Here is a 1237-nt window from a genome sequence, read left to right as displayed (position 1 = left end):
TTGATCCTAGCCAAAGTAATGGACACACTGTCCCTCTGAAGATAATGTAACGTTAACTTTGGAGATGTACACATGGCTAAACGCTTTAGTCCAGAATTTAAACAGCAAGCAATTGATTATGCACTTGCGAACTCACATGAATCATTAGCATCAATTGCGGTAAAGCTTGGTGTTGGTTACTCGACACTTGATAAATGGATTCGTACTGCTAATCCAGAAGGATCAAGCAAACGTCAGTTAACACCTGAGCAACAGCGAATATTAGATCTAGAAAAAGAAGTCAAACAGCTCAAAGAGGCAAATGACATTCTAAAAAAAGTGCATGTGTATTTCCTCACCGATCAAGGCAAGAGAAGTACACGGTAATCAAAGACTTTGCAATGGAAAAGGTTAAAGTCAGTGTACTGTGCAAACAATGTGGTGTCAGTACTTCGGGGTTCTATGCATGGAAAAAACGTCAGGTACGTATAGCAAAGCATTACTCTGATTTAAAAGCCGTGTATTGGCAGCACCACGCTCGTTTAGGCGCGCCATCACTGGTTCATGATATGCATGACCTAGGTTACAGCATGAGTGAGCGTACTATAGGTCGAATGCTTAAAAAACTAGGATTACACAGTAAAAGTGCCCGTAAATATAAGCATACGACTGATTCAAATCATCGTTTGCCAACGGCACCAAATTTGTTAGATCGACAGTTCACTGTAACTGAGCCGAATAAGGTCTGGACGACTGATATTACGTATATTCGAACGAAGGAAAGCTGGTTATATTTATGCGTGATGCTAGATCTATTTAGCCGACGTATCGTCGGTTGGCAGACAAGTACACGAATAGATCGTCAATTGGTATGTGATGCGTTTAACTATGCACTTGCACGTCAGGGTTATCCAACAGGCTTGATGATTCATTCGGATCAAGGCAGTCAATATTGCAGTCGCGATTTCAGAGCTGTATTACTGACAAATAAGGCAATACAAAGTATGTCACGTAGGGGAAATTGTTGGGATAACGCAGTAACAGAAAGTTTTTTCCATACATTGAAAGGGCATGTGGTACATGACAGTGTATTTTCTACAAGAAAAGAGGCAAATTCGGTCTTGTTTGAATATATTGAAGTTTACTACAATCGAATCAGAAGGCATTCTGCAAATGGTTGGTTAAGCCCTGAAGCTTTTGAGCAGAAATATTTTAAGAATTTAGAGGGAAGTACTGTCCACGATAGTGTCTAGGATCA

1 protein-coding gene is annotated in these 1237 nt (G+C 40.3%); it reads left to right on the top strand.

Going from position 1 to position 1237, the window contains the following annotated elements:
- The first annotated feature begins 72 nt into the window (after positions 1-72).
- A protein-coding gene (locus N5J47_RS18070) for an IS3 family transposase (protein ID WP_279961414.1) occupies positions 73-1232 on the top strand; the annotation gives its coding sequence in 2 pieces (ribosomal slippage) (positions 73-310 and positions 310-1232; 1161 coding nt in all).
- Positions 1233-1237 lie beyond the last annotated feature (5 nt).

Origin of the sequence: Acinetobacter sp. GD03645 (genome assembly GCF_029845285.1) — a bacterium.
In the GTDB taxonomy this organism is placed as follows: Bacteria; Pseudomonadota; Gammaproteobacteria; order Pseudomonadales; family Moraxellaceae; genus Acinetobacter; species Acinetobacter corruptisaponis.
This window is presented reverse-complemented; position numbering and strand designations above follow the sequence as displayed.